Genomic DNA, 19,171 nt, shown 5'->3' on the forward strand with positions numbered 1-19,171 from the left:
ATGTCGATGCTGGATCTGTTTCGTCTGGAGACCGAAAGCCAGGCGCAGGTGCTGACGTCTGGTTTATTGGCGCTGGAACGCGATCCGGCCGCAAGCGAGCATTTGGAGTCCTGCATGCGTGCGGCGCATTCGCTGAAGGGGGCCGCGCGCATCGTAGGCGTGAATGCCGGCGTACATGTTTCGCATGCGATGGAGGATACCTTCGTCGCGGCGCAGCGAGGCGACATCCTGCTGAGACAGGATCATATTGACGTGCTATTGCGCTGTGTAGATCTGTTCAATCGCATCGCCAAAACGTCGCAAACCGAGCTCAATCAATGGGAAGAAGCTCGCAGCGGGGAGGTGGCAACCGCGTTGAGTGATCTCAAAGGTGCGCTGGCCAGCTTTCCGGACAGGGATGCGGAGACGCGCGAGGACAAACCCGCGCCAGCTGCGTCCGAGAGAAAGCCAGAAGACGTTGCCGTAGTCGAATCTCCGCACGAAGCGCATGAGCAAGTCTTGCGCGTTACCTCGGCGCATTTGAACCGCTTGCTCGGATTGACGGGCGAAGCGCTGGTCGAATCGCGCTGGCTGCGTCCTTTTTCCGAGTCGATGCTGAAACTCAAGCGCCTGCATTACGACATCGACCGGGCCATAGAAACCCTGCGCGGTGCGTTGCCGGAAAGCGCTTTGAACGAGCAGAGCGTACACGCGCTGAATGAAGTGCGGCGGCTGGTTCTGCAGTCGCATCATGGCATGGGGAAACGCCTCGCCGAACTGGAAATGCATGATCATCGTGCTTCCAATCTTGCGCATTTGATGTACAGCGAAGCGATGTCGTGCCGCATGCGGCCATTCACCGATGGGGTGCTCTGGTTGCCGCGCATGGCACGCGATGTAGCACGCGCGCTAGGCAAGCAGGTGCGCGTGGAACTCGTGGGTCAATCCACGCACGTCGACCGGGAGATCCTGGAAAAACTCGAAGCGCCGCTTGGACACCTGGTACGCAACGCGATCGATCATGGCATTTGCGCACCGGAGGAACGCCGTACCATGGGCAAGCCGATGGATGGCCTGGTGCGAGTGGAAGCGCGTCATCATGGCGGCATGCTGCAGATTGAAGTATCCGATGATGGTCGCGGCATCGATCTGGGGCGGCTGCGCGAGGGCATCGTCCGACGCAAGCTCACTACGGAGGAAACCGCTGCCCGGCTTTCGGATGAAGAGCTACTGGAATTCCTGTTCCTGCCTGGTTTCAGCATGAAAGACAGCGTCACCGATATTTCGGGACGCGGCGTGGGCCTGGATGTCGTTCGCACGATGGTGAAACGGTTGCGCGGCAGTGTGCGCGTATTCAGCACGGCGGGGAAGGGTACGCATTTCCAATTGCTGCTGCCCTTGAGTCAATCGGTTGTGCGTGCACTGTTGGCGGATGTCGGCGGCGAGCCATATGCCTTCCCGCTTGCTGCCGTGGTGCGCACGCTAAAGCTGGGCAGGGATCAAATCGAAGTGCTGGAAGGCCGGCAGTTCTTCCAACTGGATGGGCGCGCCATTGGACTGATCAGCACACAACAAGTGCTTCAGGGCGGTACGCAGAGCATCGAAGAGGATTTGCCGGTGATCGTGATCGGCGATGCCGGCAGCGACATGTACGGCTTGGCGGTAGACCGCCTATTGGGCGAGCACGAGTTGGTGGTGCGCGCGCTCGATCATCGCCTGGGCAAGATCAGGAATGTCGCGGCTGGCGCGTTGATGGAGGATGGGCGGCCGGCATTGATCGTGGACATCGAAGACCTGGTGCGCTCGGTGGAAAAGCTAATTGCCACGCATGATCTGGGCACGCTACGTGCAGGAGCCGAATCCGCGCGCGTAAAGCGCAAACGCGTGTTGGTGGTGGATGACTCACTTACCGTGCGTGAGTTGGAGAGAACGCTGCTCGACAACGCGGGTTACGAAGTGGAAGTCGCCATCGATGGCATGGATGGCTGGAACGCGATACGCACCGCCCACTACGACCTGATGGTGACCGATATCGACATGCCACGCATGGATGGCATCGAACTGGTGACGCTGATCAAGAAGGACGCACATCTGAAAACCACGCCGGTGCTGATCGTCAGTTACAAAGACCGAGAAGAGGATCGCAGGCGCGGCTTGGAAGCAGGCGCGGACTATTACCTCGCCAAGGGCAGCTTCCACGACGAATCATTGCTGCAGGCGGTGATGGATTTGATTGGCGAGGCGGACGCATGAAAATCGGCATCGTGAACGATCTTCCTATGGCAGTGGAAGCACTGCGGCGCGCCATCGCACAAAGGCCGGGCTGTACGGTGGCATGGGTGGCCCACGATGGTATCGAGGCCGTAGCACGCTGCGAACAAGATCCTCCTGATCTGCTTTTCATGGATATTGTGATGCCCGGCATGGATGGCGTGGAGGCAACGCGGCGAATCATGGCCGCAGCGCCATGTCCGATCCTGATCGTCACCGTAGACGTAGGCGCGCATGCTTCGCGCGTGTTCGAGGCCATGGGGTACGGCGCGCTGGATGCTGTCAGTACACCGCGCATGGGACAGCCGCAGGATGTTCAATCCTTGCTGGCGAAACTCGATGTCATCGACAAGCTGATCGGCGATCGCCAGCGTGCCGCTGTAAGCAAGGCGCGTCTGGATTCATTGACAACGTGGCAGCACGCGCCCCTGATCGCGATTGGCGCATCCGCAGGTGGACCGGCTGCACTGGCCACATTGCTGTCCGCGTTGCCCGGGGATTTTTCCGCATCCATCGTCATCGTCCAGCATGTGGACGCCCGTTTTGCCGAAGGCATGGCCAACTGGCTGAACGAACAAGCTGCATTGCCGGTGCGTGCAGCCAAAGAAGGTGATCGGACCACGCCGGGCATGGCGCTGATGGCTGCCACAGGCGATCACTTGGCACTGAAGGATAGGAGTCATCTTGGCTATACGCCGATTCCGCGCGAATACGTGCATCGCCCATCGGTGAACGTGTTCTTCGAAAGCGTGGTTCGCTATTGGCAGGGCAACGCCATCGGTGTGCTGCTCACCGGCATGGGGCGTGACGGTGCGCGTGGGTTGAAAGCCATGCGCGACGCGGGCTATCACACGATTGCCCAGGACGAAGCGAGCTGTGCGGTATTCGGCATGCCCAAGGCTGCGATAGCCCTGGATGCCGCAGTCGATATTCTTCCGGTGGAACACATGGCTTCGCGGCTGGTCAGCCTGTGCTCCGCCTCTTCTCTTAAGCGGAGCAAGTCATGAACGAGCCCGGCCCTGCAATGTCTGCACTGTCCGGCGAATACCGGACCATGGTGATGCTGGTCGACGATCAGGCGATGATCGGCGAAGCGGTGCGCCGAGCGCTGGCAGATCAACCGGAGATTCATTTTCACTACTGCGATAACGGTGCTGACGCGGTGCGCATCGCCGAACAGGTCAAGCCGACCGTCATTCTGCAGGATCTGGTGATGCCCAATGCCAGTGGCCTGGATCTGCTGCGCCAGTACCGGGCGCACACAGCGTTGCATGATGTTCCCGTAATCGTTCTGTCTTCGGAGGAAGAGCCTGCCATCAAGAGCGAAGCCTTCTCCCTGGGAGCGAATGACTACCTGGTCAAGCTGCCCGATCAAATCGAACTGATAGCGCGAGTCCGCTATCACTCCAAGGCCTATACCAACCAGATTCAACGCGACGAGGTGTTTCGCGCGTTACGCGAAAGCCAGCGGCAACTGGTGGAAAAGAACTTGGCGCTGGAACGGCTGACCCACGTGGATGGACTCACCGGTCTCAGCAACCGTCGTTACCTCGATCAATTCATCGACAATCAATGGCGCTATGCAATCCGTAAAGCGCAATGGATGGCCGTGCTGATGATCGACGTCGACAAATTCAAGCGCTACAACGACAGCCACGGCCACCTGGCCGGTGACGAGGTGCTGAAAAAAGTAGCGGCCATCATTCAGGGTTACTGCCGGCGTCCCACCGACTTGGCTGCCCGTTTCGGCGGCGAAGAATTCCTGGTGGTGATGCTGCCCGACCCGGCCGAATCGGCCGAGCTTGTTGCCGAACGTTTGCGTAGCGATGTGGAGAAGGCCGGTATTCCGCATACATCCTCCAGCGTGGGTGATGTGATCACCGTGAGTATCGGCGGTGCGCAATGTGTCCCCAAACGCGAAGAAAACTATGTGGACCTGATCCAAAAGGCGGATGAGGCGCTTTACCAAGCCAAGCATCAAGGCAGAAATCGTGTCGTGCTGCTTGACAAGTAATGTGCCGTGTTTTTAGCTGGGCTTGCAGGCGATGTGTATCTTTCACGCCATCCCACTAACAGGGGAATGTGTCGATGAAGCGCTGGGGTTCTCGACTACCGTGCCTGTTCGTCTGGGGCATTGCCGTGGCTGCCCACGCTGGAAGCTTGACGATAAAGACGATCGACAATCGCGGCCATCCCGTCAGCGATGCAGTCGTCACCATTGATCGCGCCAATTCACCCACCACGGCAAGCACGCATTACATCGATCAGAAGAGCGAGACATTCATTCCCTACGTCGAGGTGATGCATCCCGGTGATAGTGTGGTGTTCCGCAATAGTGACAACACCCGTCATCACGTCTATTCGTTCTCCCCGATCGGAGCATTCCAATTTATTTTGAGTCCAGGTGAAAGCTCCTCGCCCGTGGTCTTGAACCGTACCGGCATCATCGCACTGGGCTGCAACATCCACGATCACATGATCGCGTACCTGGTGGTGACCACCGACCAGGCGCAGGTGACCACACAGCAAGGTCAAGCCCGTTTCGATGATCTGCCGGCCGGTCACTACACCGTGAAGGTCTGGCATCCGCAGCTGTGGCCGGGCCATCCGCTGGCGAGCTCAGACGTTGACGTGCCGCCTGAAGGAGCGGCACCGGAGCTTCCATTTACGTTGCGACTGATGCCTGATCCCCGCAGTGTTGTCGATCGCGAACACCTGGATTATTAGAGCGATGCGAACAGTCATCGGCTTCCGACTTCGCCTTGCGCTGTTCTTTGTAGGGATGCTGGCGACGGTGCAGCTGATAACCGGGGCGCTCGTCTACGGCGTGACGCGCCGCGCGCTGATCGTGGATGGTGAGCGTCAGCTCGTCGCCAATGCCAAAGCCTTCGATGCGCAGATGGACGATGTTTCCGCCCGCATCGCCGGCAACGTGCGTGTCATGGCCCTGGACTTTGCGTTGCGCCAGGCGATTGCGGAAGGGGATCGTGGCACCGTGCTCTCGGTACTGCACAACCATGGACGCCGGGTGGGCGCTTCGCGCATGCAGCTCATTAACCTCGACGGCACGATCGCCGTGGACACCGCCGATGTGCATGCCGACGGCAAGTCTTTTCCATTTTCGGAATTGATCCAGCGCGCTTTCTATGAGCGCGCTGCTGAAATGGCCGCGGTACAGGGACGCGTGTACTGGATCGTTGTCGTGCCTATCTATGCGCCGCAGCCCGTGGGTCTGGTGGTGGTTTACGTGCAGGTCGACGATGAATTGCTCGCGCATATGCAGGAGCTGAGCACTTTGCGCCGCGACGTTGCGCTGGAGGTACAGCTGGCTCCAGTGCAATGGCAGGCCGTGGCATTCGGTGATCGTTCTGCGCCGTTTGCACGCGGCCTGGAACATGTCACAGGCGACTTTCCCTCGCAGCCAAGCTTGCGGCGCATTGCTCAGAGCGATTACATCGTGCTGGCACAGCCGCTGCGGCACCCGTATAACAGCGCGCCCGTCGTCATCTTGTTTGGTTATTCGCTCGATGATGCTTTGCGGCCTTATCACAACCTTGCATTGGCATGGTCGGCGCTGCTTGCGCTCGGACTTGCTGCCGGCTTGCTTGGTGCGTGGGTGATCGCGCGCAATGTGTCGCGCCCGGTGGAGTGGCTGGCCACGGTGGCCAAGCGCATCGAACAGGGTGATTACCGCGTGCCGCCCCGCTTGCACCGCCGCGATGAGATCGGCGCGCTCGCCAATGCCATCGGCACCATGGCGGCAGGTGTACAGCAACGCGAGGAACGCATTTTCCATCAGGCCACGCACGACGCGGTGACGGGCTTGCCCAATCGCACGGCGATCGAGGCAGACATTACGCGCGACATGGACAGTGGTGTAACGCAGGGCAGTTTATTGATGATCGGCCTGACACGTGTGCCAGACATCATCAAGACCATGGGGCATGGCCTTTGCGATCGCCTGATGCACGACGCGGGCGAGCGCATTCAACACATGGCCGACGGCGCACAGGTTGCACGTGCTACCGATAGCAATTTCGTTACCTGGCTTCCAAACACGAGCAGAGACGAGGCGGTGCAAGCGGCGATCCGCATACTCGAAGAGCTTGCAACGCCTTATACGGAGCCTGACGTGAGCATCGACATGGTTCCCGCGATTGGCATCGCCGTCTATCCGGAGCACGCCACCCAAGCCGTTGCCTTGCTGCGCTACGCCGAAACGGCGCAATTCGCCGCGGTCGGTTCATCCAAGGCCTGGGCGTTTTATCAGGCATCCATCGATCCGCATCGCCCCGAGCAGCTTTCGTTGATGGGGGAATTGCGTGAAGCCCTCACACGGGGGCAGCTCGAGTTGTTTTATCAGCCCAAGCTGACACTGCCGACACGCCGTCTGGACAGTGCGGAGGCGCTAGTACGTTGGCAACATCCCGTGCGAGGGGCGATATCGCCCGATGTGTTTATCGGCATGGCCGAGGACACCGGCAATATCCAGCGCCTTACGCGCTGGGTTTTGGAAACAGCCATTGCGCAGGTTAGCCAATGGCGAGTACAGGGCTTGCAACTGCGCGTGGCGGTGAATCTTTCCGCCCACGATCTGGGCGATGCCGACTTGCCTCAGTACATCGTCGATCTGGCCGCCTTGCATCGATTGCCCCACGAACAGCTGACGCTGGAAATCACCGAACGTGCGGTGATCGGCGAATTCGATGCCGTATCGCGCGTACTACAGCAATTGGGCGAAGAAGGTTTCCACATCGCCATTGATGATTTCGGCGTGGGCCAGTCTTCGTTGTCTTATCTGCACAAATTTCCCATTGACGAGCTGAAGATCGACCAGAGCTTCATCAAGCATCTGAACGACGATTCCGATGATCGAATTATCGTGCGTTCGATCGTAGAGCTCAGTCACGACTTGGGCTACCACGTCACCGCAGAGGGTGTCGAAGACGAGGGTACGCTCGACTACTTGGCCTCGATCGGCTGTGACCATGCCCAAGGTTATTTCGTAGCGAGACCGATGAATGCCGATTCGCTCGCCCATCTGATCACAACCCAGCCCAAAAGCAGCCACGCATGAAAAAACACCGACTGTGTTCGATCATTGCGGTATGGGGTGTCGCCACGTCCTTGCACGCGCAGGACTTCGTTCTGCACGCCTATATCGACGAGCGCCTGGTGGCGGCGCCGGACGATACCAGTTGGACACGCGGTGGCTTCGGTAAAACCCGTTATGGCGATGGCAAGACACAGTTTCACTTTGGTGGCGCTGCCGTGTATGGCGCGGCGCAAATCACCCCCGAACTGCTCGCGCTGGCGCAACTGCAAGATCAAACCAGCGGTCACAGCGGCTTAAGTCTGCTGGAAGGTTGGATGCGCTATCGCCCCGTTTCTACGACGCCATGGCGCTGGTCGGTGCGCGCCGGCGCGTTCTTTCCTCCGGTGTCGATGGAGAACGACGGTGTTGGCTGGACCAGTCCATGGACGCTCAGTTCTTCGGCCATCAACACATGGGTGGGCGAAGAGTTGCGTGCGGTAGGCGGCGAGTTTGTGCTGGAACATCGCGGCGAGCTCACCGATTGGGATGTGCGTGCAGCGGTGTTCCGTCGCGACGATCCGTCCGGCACGATACTCGCGATGCGCGGCTGGTCGATCGGCGATCTGGTTTCAGGCATCGGCAGCCGCTTGCGTGAGCCTGATGCTCCGGTGAGCGCGGAGGGAGGCACGCCGCCGCGCTACTACGATCCATTTCGCAACATCGGAACATCACACTGGGGCGACTACGCGGCCGTCGATTGGCATGCACCCAGCGAGACACGTGTCAGTCTTGTGTACTACGACAATCATGCCGATCCTGGCGCCACCGCGCCCTATGCCAATGGCGATCAACAATCTGCCTGGCGCACCCGTTTCTGGAGCGTTGGAGCGCGCACCGATACCGATGCCATCACCTGGATCGCGCAGGCGATGGATGGCGATACCACCGTCGAACCGATAGAAGACCTGTACCGGCGTACGCATTACCGTGCGGCGTTCGTGCTGGCGGGTTGGAATCGCGGCGCATGGCGCCCCGCGCTGCGCATAGAACACTTCAGCACGCGGAAACCATCTAACGACCCCGACGTGCACAAAGGTGAAAACGGCAATGCGGTGACGGCCGCGCTCAATTGGCGGCCGCGCGACTATCTGCGTTTCACGGCAGAAGTGCTTCGCATCGACAGCACGGCGACAGTACGCGCCCAATACGGTTTGCCCGAGCATGTGATCGATACGCAGGTGCAGGTGAGTGTGCGGGTGTTGTATTAGCCAGGTATTGGTGGGCTCGAGGCGGACTTTAGGGTCTTCGCAAACGGCCGATATCCGTCCCATATGAATCCCGTTACCCGTACGACTATTCCTTCCAACCTCTTCGGTGCATTGGTCGCCACGGTCGCCCATGCGCACACGCTGGAGGCATTGGCTCGACCGCTGCTCGAACTTCTGCAGGCGGCGACGGGGACGGAGTCGACGTATCTGACTCGACTGGATGAGTCGGAGGGTGTTCTCCGTGTTTTATACGCCCGCAACACCCATCGCCTGACTATTCCGGAAGGTCTGTCGACACCTTGGGAGCACACGCTCAGCAAACGCGCACTGGACGAAGGCCGGTTTTATACGGACGACGTCAGGAGCGGCTGGGGAGATTGCGAAATAGCCCGGTCGTTAGGCGTGGTTACTTATTTGAGCGCCCCGGTCCGCGAAAAAGGCGGCGAGCTTTTTGGCACCTTGTGCGCTGCAAGCAACGAGCGCAAGCCGCTCTCTGAGACGGGCGCTCACGCGCTGGCACTCTTCGCCCAATTGATCAGTCAGCAGATTGATCGGGATCGGCTGGCCTCAGCGTTGCAGCAGGCCAACAGTTCCTTGGCAGCTATGGCCCTGACCGATTCGGTAACGCAGCTACCCAACCGGCGGGCTTTGCTGGAAGAAATGCAGCGGCATCTTGCATCCAGCCAGGAGGATCAGGCGTTGATCGTAGCCCTGATTGGTCTGGATGACTTCAAAGCGATCAACGATCGGCATGGACACGAGGCCGGTGATCAGTTGCTGCAGACGATGGCGAAGCGATTCCGGCGGATGCTGCGCGACAGCGACATGGCGACGCGTATAGGTGGCGATGAATTCGTCGTGCTGGCCGTAGAGCAACGCGAAAAGGCCATCGAGGCTGCCGTTGCGCTATCCCGGCGATTGGAGGGTGCTACACGAGGGCGCTTCAAGCTGGACTCGGTGCTTATCGACTATGACGGCGCGAGCGTCGGGGTGGTCGTGGCCGAACCAGGCTGCTCTAGTGTCCAGGCACTTTTAAATAGAGCCGATGCCGCGATGGCGGCCGTGAAGCGGTCGCGGAAGCATCATGCTTCGTTGCCGGTGGCAGCTGGCCGGACCATCGCTCGTTACAAGTGGCCTGTTATCGAGTGATGCGGCATCGCTGGGTGCGCGATTGGTGGGAACACACGATGCCTGCTGGGCTTTCCGGTTCTTGTTTGATCTGCGGCGATTCGAAAAACTTATCGAGTGAATCCCTCTCCCTCCGGGAGGGGGTGCCGAGAGGCGGGTGAGGGTTCGGGCTAAGCGTGATAGCAATCTCTCGCGCAAGTCGTTGTGATCGCGCGCTGATCGTACCCTCACCCCAACCCCTCTCCCGGAGGGAGAGGGGCACGAGCTCGTCCGAATTGCCAGTACAGCCGTACGAATCCGCCGGACAGGACGCATGGGCGGCCGCGCTCCGCCATCCTGCGGCCTTTCCTCCATGAGTCCAAGCCATGAAGTTCGCCCGATACGTTCTTCTGAATCTGCTTGTGCTGGCACTCGCCGGCGGCGCCGTACTGTGGTTCAAGCGGGAGGCGCTGCATATCGCCGCTGCCTCGGTCAGCCAGTCGCTGTGTGCGGCGACCTTTGTGTCCCGCATCGATCCCGATCGGGTTTACGCGGAAGAGCAACAGCCGCTGATGGACAGTATCAGTTGGGCAGTGCGTTACGTCGTGGACCGCCCGCATCGCGAGGTACGCAGCACCGTGATGGGCCTGTTTCATGCCCGTTCGGAGTACCGGGATGGCCTGGGCTGCATGCTCGCGTACGGTGATGATCCAGTTCCACAAACAACTACGTTCAACGAGCAGGTGATACCCGATGCCTTCGGCTCCCAGGTCGTCACGCCAACCGATCCAGCACTGCAAGCGGCGCTCGACCAGGCCTTTGCCGAGCCTGATCCAACGCATCCACGCTTGACCAAGGCCGTCGTGGTGCTGCACGACGGTCAGTTGATCGCCGAGCGCTACGCTCATGGTTACGGTCCGGAGACGCCGATCTGGGCGCATTCGATCACCAAGTCGGTCACGCAGGCACTGATCGGCATCCTTGTGCGCCAGGGACCGTTGCGCCTGAATCAAGCCGCGCCGATCGCCGACTGGGCATCGCCCGTAGATCCGCATCACGCCATCACGATCGATCAATTGCTGCGCATGGACAGCGGATTGCCTTTTGATGAAACCAATGGTCCGGTCAGCCCGAGCACCCACATGTGGTTTCGCGAGACCGATACGGCAGTCTATGCCGCGCGCATGCCGCTTGCTCATGCGCCCGGTAGTGCGTGGGGTTACAGCAATCTCAGTTACGCGCTGCTGTCCAAGCTGGTCGGTGATGCGTCGGGTGGCACCGCTTCCGGCGCCGAAGCGTTTGTGCGTCGTGAATTATTCGCGCCGCTAGGCATGAATCATTCGGTGATCGAGACAGACGCCAGCGGCACCTTGCTCGGTTCCGGATTCATGTATGGCTCCGCGCGCGACTTTGCCCGCTTCGGCCAGCTTTATCTGGATGACGGTGTCGTGGCCGGCAGGCGCATTCTTCCCGAGGGATGGGCAGCCTATGCCCACTCGCAGACGCTCGACACAGGTTACGGCGCCGGCTTCTGGACCAATCTGGTGAACAAGGGCAGCGTGCCGGTGTGGGATGCGCCGTGGGGTATGCCGCAGTTGCCGAAAGACATGTTCTACGCACGCGGCGCCTTCGGCCAATACATCATCATCGTGCCCTCCGAGCACTTGGTGGTGGTGCGGATGGGCCTGAGCGTGCAAGGTGGAGGCACCGGCATCGGCAACGCAACGGCTGCAATCATCGCCGCCTTGCATCACACCTCGCCAGCCACGCTTGCGGTCAGGTGACCTCTGCGGCGGCGGTTTGGTGACGACGGTAGTTGCTGGGCGTATCGCCTACCTGACGTTTGAACGCAGCGTTGAATGTGGATTTGGAGGTAAAGCCGCAGGCGTAGGCGAGGTCGAGGATCGTTCGCAATTCGGCCGGGTCCGCCAGCCGTTCGCGCACCGCCTCCACACGGAGGCGGTTGATGTAATCACAGAAGCTGCCGCCCAGGCGCCGGTTTATCACCGCTGAGACAAGATATTCCGGATAGCCGCTGCGCTTGGCCAACTGCCCGATGGTCAGCGCCGGCTCAAGGTAGAGCGGCGTATCACCGCGCATCAGTTGTGTCAGGCGCCCTTCGACTTCCTCATAGCGTGCCGCGTCTATCGCTGTGGTCGAATCGGGTTCGTTTTCTGAAGGGGGTGCCAGCGGTTTTGCTGGCACCGGCGGCTGCCTCAGGCTGAACCAGCCCACCATGCACACCCACGCAGCCACCAGGCCGAACAACAAGCCGTAGTTCAAGATCGGCAGGTACACCACCGCCTGCACGATAGCTACACCCCAGATCGCGACCTGGAAGCCCGCCATGGCATCGATCCAGCGCAAGGACAATCGATCAGCATCGGACCGCTGTTCGCGCAACCGCCGGCGGTACCTGCGTACCAGGAACAGCGCGGCAAGAACGTAGGACAAGCTGTAGAGAAACAGCGGGCCGTCAAACCAGGCGCCGATGGTGCGCTCGCCTGCGATCCAGCGCTCGGATAGCGCTTGTACCTGCGCGTGGGTGCCGACGAAGACATAGCCATTGAGTACCAGCATGACGCCGAAACCCGCCAGGTGCTTAACATCGCGTAGCCGAAAACCACGCTCCTCAACGAGTGCGCGCACATACAAATAAAACAGGCTGCCATAGAGGAACGGAAACAGCGCAACAAAGCGGTATGCGCGGAACCATTCCGGCGACAACAGATGCCAATACAGCGCCTTCACCGCCAGATCCACGCCAGTCAGCGCCACCCACACCGCCAGCAGGTGGTTGGCGGCGCGGTTTGCGGGTTGCCGCCACAGGGCCAAGGCGAGCAGGGCGGCCTGCACGGCGCCGGCGATGTAGATAAAGGTCCAGAACGTCATGGAGAACCGGAGGGCAAGCGCATCACCAATGAGAAGGGCGGCATTTTATGTTAGCCCAGCGGACGCGCTCGCCACGATGAGCGCTTTTCACTTGACCGTATCCTGATGCTGGATGCCTTGATGTTGGCGATAGCTTGTTAGCCGCGTAGGCTGAGGTGCCGATCCCGGCAACACGCATATTCGAAAAGACGCATGACGCAAGCTTGGTCAACCATGCAGCTCGAGCCGCTCGCGGAAGACGCGTGGCTTTTGCGCTTCGGCGACACTATCGACGTCGAAGTGAACGCTCGTGTGCATGAAGCGGCTGCACGGCTGCAGTCGAGTCTCGCTGGTGTGGAATGCGTGCCCGCCTATGCAAGCCTGCTGTTGCGCTTCAATCCGATGGACTGGCTGGATGATGAGGGTCGCGTTTCCTTCTTGCGTCTGCGCGATGCCATCAACGCTGCTTTGCAGCAAACAAGTGCGTCGAAAACGGCGTCACGTGAATTGATCATTCCTGTTTGCTATGGCGGAGAGGCAGGCGAAGATCTGCACGATGTTGCCGCGCACACGAGGCTATCGCTGGAAGAAGTCATCGCGCGCCATACACGCCCGACTTATCGCGTTGCCATGCTTGGTTTCGCCCCCGGATTTCCTTACTTGCTTGGCCTCGATCCCGCATTGGCCATGCCGAGGCGGAGCCATCCGCGTATGAGCGTGCCGTCCGGCAGCGTGGCCATCGGTGGACAGCAGACTGGCATCTATCCGCAGGCATTGCCTGGCGGTTGGCAATTGATCGGTCGCACGCCGTTGCAGTTGTTTGATCCGACGGCTGATGCGCCGTCCCTTTTGCAGCCGGGTGATCGTGTTCGCTTCCAGGTGATTGATGAGCATGAATATCGACGCCTCACCTAGAACAGCTCCTCCCCCTGCTTGCAGGGGGAGGTTGGAAGGGAGTGAACACTTGCGGGGAAGTTTCATGCAAGTACTCACCCCACCCCAACCCTCCCCTGCAAGCAGGAGAGGGCGCCACTCCGCGCATCTTGCGTGCCTATGCACGAGGATGGGCTCCGGGATATGAGCATCGAAGTCATCAAGCCCGGATTGCTCAGCACCCTGCAAGACGCGGGGCGCCGCGGCTATGCCGCGCTAGGCGTAGGGCGCGCGGGTGCGATGGATGAGTCGTCATGGCGTTTGGCCAACGCATTGGTGGGCAACCGCAATGGAGAAGCTGCGCTGGAGATCACGCTTGCCGGTCCTACGCTGCGTTTTCGACAGGATGCAGTGATCGCAGTGACAGGTGGAATCATTGACGCGCGCGCAGACGATCAACAGTTGCTGCCTTGGACGAGCTGTCTTCTACCTGCAGGCACACTGCTTCGTTTCGGCGGCATGCAACATGGCTGTCGCAGTTACCTTGCTGTGCGAGGTGGCTTCGACGCCGCACCCGTACTCGGCAGTCGCAGCACCGATCTGCACGCATGCATCGGTCCGATGGATGGAAGAAGCATCCAGGCTGGTGATGTCTTGACTGTCGGCGAGCACGCCACCGCGCCGTGGTTTCATTCCCGCAAGCACGTACAAGCGCTGCGCTGGAGTCTTGATCCGCAGCCATGGCTCGACTATGCGCAGGCACCGCTGGCATTGATGCGCGGGGATCACTACGCAGCACTCGACGACGCGTCGCAACGCGCGCTGTTTGCGCAGCGCTTCTCTATCAGCAAGGACAGCAATCGTACGGGCAGCCGCATGGATGGCACTCCGCTGCAGCTGCGTGAACCATTGGAGCTGATATCCGAGGCCACGCTGCCCGGCACACTGCAACTGCCGCCTTCGGGCCAGCCGATCCTGTTGCAGGTCGAGGCGCCGGTTACGGGCGGCTATCCGCGTGTCGGTCAGCTTGCCGCGGTGGATCTTCCACGTATGGCCCAGCGCCGGCCGGGCGATGCCGTATATTTCCGGGAAACGTCCATGGATGAGGCGTTTCAGCGCCTTCGCGAATGCGAGGAATCACTGCGGTGCCTGCTTCAACATATCGAACAACGGCTGGAATCCTCATGAAAAACCCCTTCGCCAAGACGATCGACATCAACAGCGACCTCGGTGAATCCTTCGGCGCGTGGCGCATGGGCAACGATGCCGCGCTGCTTGCCATCGTCAGCTCGGCCAATATCGCCTGCGGCTTTCACGGTGGCGATCCGGACATCATGCGCGGCACCGTGGCCTTGGCGGTGGAGCATGATGTGGCTATTGGCGCGCACGTGTCGCTGCCCGACTTGCAAGGTTTTGGTCGCCGCGAAATGGCGGTGACGCCAAACGAAACCTATGCGCTTACGCTGTATCAGGTCGGCGCGCTGCATGGATTCGCGCAGGCGGCCGGCGCACGGCTGCATCATGTGAAACCGCACGGTGCGCTGTACAACATGGCAGCACGTGACGCGAAGCTGGCGGCAGCGATTGCGCGTGCCGTGCATGACTTCGATCCTTCGTTGTATCTGTTTGGCCTTGCCAACTCGGCGCTGATCGACGCGGGAAGGGCAGCAGGCATACCGGTGGTTGCCGAGGCGTTTGCCGATCGCCGCTATCGTTCTGACGGTACGCTGCAATCGCGCCGTGAACCCGATGCTGTGATTCAGGAAAGCGACGAGGCCATTGCGCAGGCGATGGCCATGGTGCGGGAAGGGCAGGTGCGTGCCGTCGACGGCAGCATCGTCGGACTGCAAGCCGATACGTTGTGCGTGCATGGTGACGGCGCGCATGCCGTGGACTTCGCACGCCAACTGCGCGCTGCACTGCAGGCTGCCGACATCGGTATTGCATCTCCGCATCAAACGGAGAAGCGCACATGAATTACTGGCCGCTGTTGGGCGTCGCGGTCATCGTCATCGGCTTTGCACTGCGTTTCAACGCGGTCCCCGTGGTGGTTTGCGCGGCGCTCGTCAGCGGTCTGCTCGCAGGGCTGCATCTGCCTGATCTGCTGGCATTGCTGGGCAGGAGTTTCGTTTCCTCGCGCATGCTCTTGCTGTTCGTGCTCACCTTGCCAGCCATCGGCCTGCTTGAACATGCTGGATTGCGCGAGCACGCGCAGCAATGGATGGGGCGATTGCGCGGACTGACGTTCGCGCGCCTGTTGATCGGCTATCTGCTGGTGCGCGAAGGGTTGGCGATGCTGGGTCTCACCGGTATCGCAGGCGCGGCGCAAACGGTTCGTCCGTTGCTGGCGCCAATGGGCGAGGCGGCCGCGGAGAAACTTCATCCAGGCTTGAGCGACGCCGATCGCGATGAGGTGCGTGCCGTTGCCGCAGCCACCGACAACATCGGCCGCTTCTTTGGTGAAGACGTGTTCATCGCCCTGGGCGCCGTGCTGCTTATCCAGAGTTTCTACGCGCAACACGGTATCGATCTCACGCCGCTATCCATCGCGCTATGGGCTCTTCCTACGGCTATCGTCGCCTTTGTGATCCAGTCGGTGCGTGTCTATTTGTTCCAGCGCCGTCTCGCACGCCGTGCTCAAGAAGCCGGAGCCTGAGCATGCTGCGCATCGAATATGTGTATTGGCTGATCGCGGCCTTCCTGCTGTTTACCGCGTGGCGCAATCTGCGTGAGCGGCAGCTCGCGCGTGCTGCCTTCTGGTTGCTGCTGGGCGCGCTGTTTGCTGGCGGCGATGTCGTTCTGGCGCAACAGAAAGCCGGCCATGCATGGCCCGCACAGCTTGCCGGATGCATGGTTATTGCACTTGCACTGCTGGCGCCCTTGCTGCGTCGCCGATCGCATCCGGAAACCGCGAGTGCTTCTGCACGCCTCGCATCGGCCTTGCGTCTTGGCCATAAATTATTTGTGCCGGCATTGCTGATTCCATCAGTAACGCTGCTGGTGGCGTTATTTGGAGACCATCTCTCCGTCGGCGGGACAGCGTTGTTTGCGAAATCGCAGATGACGCTCACCGGACTTGCATTGGCCTGCGTGGTGGCTTTGTTCGCAGCCGCCCGCGTGGCGCATGTGCCTATGCATCAGGGTTTGGGGGAAGGCCGGCGGCTGCTCGACGCCATCGGATGGGCCGCGCTGCTGCCGTTATTGTTGGCAGCCCTTGGCCAGGTATTCACGCAAAGCGGGGTGGGTACTGCCATTGCCTCGCTGGCAGGCATGATGCTTCCCGAAGGCAATGCCTTCATGTGCCTGCTGGTGTTTGCACTCGGCATGGTGCTGTTCACTGTCATCATGGGCAATGCGTTTGCTGCGTTCCCGGTCATGATGGCCGGCATTGGGCTGCCGCTGCTGGTGCATCGTTACGGCGCCAGCCCGGCCATCCTTGGCTCCATGGGAATGTTGTGCGGTTACTGCGGCACGCTGCTGACGCCCATGGCTGCCGACTACAACCTGGTGCCCGCTGCACTGCTGGAGCTGCGCAATCCCTATGGCGTGATCCGCGCGCAGGCGTGGAGCGCCGCAGGTATTTTCATTGCCACGTTCGTCATCATGTGGCTGTTGGTCTTCCGCTGACAGCATCATCTAGAGACCTTTTCGATGAGCAAGTCCCCGCGCATCCTGCTGACTGGTTTCACGCCTTTCGGTGACGAAGACATCAATCCCTCGTGGGAAGCCGTGCACGCCCTCGACGGCAAGCACGTCGGCGGCCATCACGTGGTGTCGCGCTTGCTGCCCACGGCGTTTGCCGAATCGCAACGCGAACTGGCGTTGATGGTGGACGAGATCGAACCGGCAATCTTGCTCGGCGTGGGGCAGGCAGGTGGGCGTGGCCGCCTTTCTATCGAGCGCGTGGCGATCAACGTGCAGGATGCTCGCATGGCAGACAACGCCGGTGCGCAGCCCATCGATGAAGCCGTCGTGGCTGATGGCCCCGCCGCCTACTTCAGCACATTACCGATCAAGGCCATGCTCAAGGCCCTGCTCGCCGAGGGCTTGCCTGCGGAGGTATCCAACACGGCGGGCACCTTCGTCTGCAATCACGTGGCTTATCTGATGTTGTATCTCGCCGCAAAGCATCGCGACCTTCGCGCAGGCTTCATCCACATTCCATATCTTCCTTCGCAGGCGGCTCACGTTCCGAATGCGCCGAGCATGAGCAAGGACGATGTGGTGCGTGGCCTGTCTATCGCGCTGGAAGTTGCGGCAACGCGGCGCGACGATGAGCGTTTTGGCGCGGGTACGCTCGACTAATATCCTGCCGTCCAAAAAAAGCGTGTAGGTTGGGGTGGATGGTTAGTAATAAAGTGAGAGCGAACTCATCCAGGTTAACGCCGCCGGCCGCTTCGGCGTCGCAATCGGGTTGATCGTATAGCTGAGCTGGTTCGTTACATAGATGCCGCGTGACCAGCGATAAACATAAGAAACCGCATACGTGGAACTGTAATCCACGGCCGATATCCCGCTTGCCTGCTGCATGCGTTCAAAGGACTTGCTTAGCCGATTGAACGTATAGCTCAATGCCACCACATCGTAAGGCCGTCTAAACGGGCCCAATATGTAAGGCGTAATGCCGATATCGCTGCTGTAAACGTTGCGGTCCGGTGGTGCGTAATCGACTTTGGCGTTGACGTATAGACCGCGAAAGGACTGCGCTGCATCGGTCTGAATCAGTTGGTAGTCGCCGACCAGATAGTAGGCGTAGTTGCTGCCTGCATAGCCTCCGTTGCGAAAGTCGGGATATCGGCTTTCGTTATAAATGAAACCTTGCCGCAGCCATGCCATCCTCCGTCCCGGCGCGGAATCGACCTGGTAACCCAGTTCGTTGATATACAGAGCCTTCGCGCCGGGGATATGCCATTTCAGTCCCCAGAAGTTATTGCTGTCCCAATCCGCTTGCACCCCTTGGGGATTGATGCTGCGAGTAACGCCGAAGCGCTCGTAAAAGCGCTTGTTGGGTGAAGCCAGGCGCAGATTGACCTCTGGCGCGCTCTTGTTATTGATCAGGCCGACCTCGAAGGGGATGGAGCTTGAAATGCCTGCTGTCGATGCGGTTGCACTGGTGCCCAACGAAAAACCATAGAACTGAGTCGACAGTTCGTCATAACCGTATTCCAGCTGTATCCGCCCATCATTGAAAAGCTGGTTGACATAGATGCTGTTTATGGAGAGACCCGTGGGATTTTCTCCCTTATAAGAGAACGCCTGAAAGTCCGCGTTGAACACCAATTGGGACGTGCCAGAAAAGCCGATCCGGCTTAAGTCGTAGGTGACGGTAATATACGGATTGGTCCTGAAGCTTGGGTTTTGACCGATATACAGCTGAGGATGTTCGTCATGGTGGAGCAGGTCGTAGGAGAATCCCACCGAACCACCGCCTTCGATCATCCAACCGTGGTCGGCCAGCTTGTCGCGCAATCCACCCAAATGAGGCCACACCGTTTCGCAGGTGCCGATCGGTGAACTGTTTGTGCCTCGCTGCAGCAAATCGTCGTAACGATGGCAGCGCGCGACATCGACATCGCGGCTGGTCATTTCGGAATTGGCGTTGGAATCTGTGGAATCCGTTATGAGTTCGTAGTCAGCGCGTGCATCACTGCAAATCGCCAACAAAATTGCCAACAAACTGCCGCTTAACGCGGGCGCTGCATAGCGGAAAGCATGTGGATACATGACGCGTCAGCTAATTGAAAGATTATTCATGCGGGGCCGACAA

At 60.0% G+C, this 19,171-nt stretch carries 16 protein-coding genes; 14 read left to right on the top strand and 2 right to left on the bottom strand.

Annotated elements, in window-relative coordinates; genetic code table 11:
* The 8 genes from QQJ86_RS00135 (at position 1) to QQJ86_RS00170 (ending at position 11,444) form a co-directional block, all read left to right on the top strand.
* Positions 1-2,232, top strand: a complete 2,232-nt coding sequence (locus QQJ86_RS00135) for a hybrid sensor histidine kinase/response regulator (RefSeq protein WP_284318856.1) — start codon at positions 1-3, stop codon at positions 2,230-2,232.
* A complete protein-coding gene (gene cheB, locus QQJ86_RS00140) occupies positions 2,229-3,257 on the top strand; it encodes a chemotaxis response regulator protein-glutamate methylesterase (protein ID WP_284318857.1) in 1,029 nt (342 codons plus the stop codon). The genes QQJ86_RS00135 and cheB overlap by 4 nt, the downstream gene beginning before the upstream one ends.
* Positions 3,254-4,264 (top strand): diguanylate cyclase, encoded by a 1,011-nt coding sequence (locus QQJ86_RS00145; RefSeq protein WP_284318858.1) that lies wholly within the window; start codon positions 3,254-3,256, stop codon positions 4,262-4,264. Before cheB ends, QQJ86_RS00145 begins: the two co-directional genes overlap by 4 nt.
* A 74-nt stretch (positions 4,265-4,338) precedes the next feature.
* A complete protein-coding gene (locus QQJ86_RS00150) occupies positions 4,339-4,977 on the top strand; it encodes a carboxypeptidase regulatory-like domain-containing protein (protein WP_284318859.1) in 639 nt (212 codons plus the stop codon).
* Between the two features lie 4 nt (positions 4,978-4,981).
* Positions 4,982-7,327 (top strand): putative bifunctional diguanylate cyclase/phosphodiesterase, encoded by a 2,346-nt coding sequence (locus QQJ86_RS00155; protein ID WP_284318860.1) that lies wholly within the window; start codon positions 4,982-4,984, stop codon positions 7,325-7,327.
* Positions 7,324-8,553 carry a porin family protein gene (locus QQJ86_RS00160; RefSeq protein WP_284318861.1) on the top strand — a complete coding sequence of 410 codons (1,230 nt, stop codon included), beginning with the start codon at positions 7,324-7,326 and terminating at the stop codon, positions 8,551-8,553. Before QQJ86_RS00155 ends, QQJ86_RS00160 begins: the two co-directional genes overlap by 4 nt.
* 63 nt (positions 8,554-8,616) lie before the next feature.
* Positions 8,617-9,702, top strand: a complete 1,086-nt coding sequence (locus tag QQJ86_RS00165; RefSeq protein ID WP_284318862.1) for a GGDEF domain-containing protein — start codon at positions 8,617-8,619, stop codon at positions 9,700-9,702.
* A 344-nt stretch (positions 9,703-10,046) separates the two neighbouring features.
* Positions 10,047-11,444 (top strand): serine hydrolase domain-containing protein, encoded by a 1,398-nt coding sequence (locus QQJ86_RS00170; protein WP_284318863.1) that lies wholly within the window; start codon positions 10,047-10,049, stop codon positions 11,442-11,444.
* Here QQJ86_RS00170 and QQJ86_RS00175 read toward each other — a convergent pair.
* Positions 11,437-12,552, bottom strand: a complete 1,116-nt coding sequence (locus QQJ86_RS00175; RefSeq protein ID WP_284318864.1) for a helix-turn-helix domain-containing protein — start codon at positions 12,550-12,552, stop codon at positions 11,437-11,439. The genes QQJ86_RS00170 and QQJ86_RS00175 overlap by 8 nt on opposite strands.
* Before the next feature lie 192 nt (positions 12,553-12,744).
* Between QQJ86_RS00175 and pxpB the strand changes: the two genes are divergently transcribed.
* The 6 genes from pxpB to pcp all read left to right on the top strand — a co-directional run bounded on the left by pxpB (position 12,745) and on the right by pcp (position 17,709).
* Positions 12,745-13,446 carry a 5-oxoprolinase subunit PxpB gene (pxpB, locus tag QQJ86_RS00180; protein ID WP_284318865.1) on the top strand — a complete coding sequence of 234 codons (702 nt, stop codon included), beginning with the start codon at positions 12,745-12,747 and terminating at the stop codon, positions 13,444-13,446.
* Between the two features lie 162 nt (positions 13,447-13,608).
* Positions 13,609-14,592, top strand: coding sequence for a 5-oxoprolinase subunit C family protein (locus QQJ86_RS00185; protein WP_284318866.1), 984 nt, complete (start codon positions 13,609-13,611; stop codon positions 14,590-14,592).
* Positions 14,589-15,380: a LamB/YcsF family protein gene (locus tag QQJ86_RS00190; protein ID WP_284318867.1), complete on the top strand. Its 792-nt coding sequence runs from the start codon at positions 14,589-14,591 to the stop codon at positions 15,378-15,380. Before QQJ86_RS00185 ends, QQJ86_RS00190 begins: the two co-directional genes overlap by 4 nt.
* Positions 15,377-16,060, top strand: coding sequence for a DUF969 domain-containing protein (locus QQJ86_RS00195; protein WP_284318868.1), 684 nt, complete (start codon positions 15,377-15,379; stop codon positions 16,058-16,060). The genes QQJ86_RS00190 and QQJ86_RS00195 overlap by 4 nt, the downstream gene beginning before the upstream one ends.
* 2 nt (positions 16,061-16,062) lie before the next feature.
* Positions 16,063-17,031 (top strand): 5-oxoproline transporter, DUF979 family subunit, encoded by a 969-nt coding sequence (locus tag QQJ86_RS00200; RefSeq protein WP_284318869.1) that lies wholly within the window; start codon positions 16,063-16,065, stop codon positions 17,029-17,031.
* A 24-nt stretch (positions 17,032-17,055) separates the two neighbouring features.
* A complete protein-coding gene (gene pcp, locus QQJ86_RS00205; RefSeq protein WP_284318870.1) occupies positions 17,056-17,709 on the top strand; it encodes a pyroglutamyl-peptidase I in 654 nt (217 codons plus the stop codon).
* 42 nt (positions 17,710-17,751) lie between these two features.
* On the opposite strand, the gene QQJ86_RS00210 is transcribed toward pcp, so the two are convergent.
* Entirely contained in the window at positions 17,752-19,128 is a 1,377-nt protein-coding gene (locus QQJ86_RS00210) for a hypothetical protein (protein WP_284318871.1), read from the bottom strand.
* Positions 19,129-19,171 lie beyond the last annotated feature (43 nt).

The organism is Dyella acidisoli (assembly GCF_030160295.1).
GTDB classification, from domain to species: Bacteria; Pseudomonadota; Gammaproteobacteria; order Xanthomonadales; family Rhodanobacteraceae; genus Dyella_B; species Dyella_B acidisoli.